Genomic DNA, 233 nt, shown 5'->3' with positions numbered 1-233 from the left:
GAGTTCAGCTTTTTCACCCATGTTGAAAAACTTGTGAAGCGGTCGGCTGACGATACGGCCGTTTGCGTCAAACGCGATACCACGGCATTCGCGTGATTCAGGCGTCGGGAACGTCTTGCTATCCATTAAGATGTAGCACACGACTTTGCGCCCGTTCGGCTGATCGAGAACGCGAATTTGCTCGTTGTTCTCGATATGCTTCACGATATCGTCCAGCTGGCATACGGTGGGAA

At 51.9% G+C, this 233-nt stretch carries 1 protein-coding gene; it reads right to left on the bottom strand.

What is annotated here, in order from left to right; genetic code table 11:
- The coding region (locus AC1RPT_RS08300) for a hypothetical protein (protein WP_481763075.1) at window positions 1–233 on the bottom strand (233 nt) is incomplete at both ends.

The sequence above is a fragment of the Dellaglioa sp. CoH-56-MRSF-11 genome (assembly GCF_056782135.1).
Note: the sequence above shows the minus strand (reverse complement) of the source record. Positions and strands in the feature narration are given on the sequence as shown.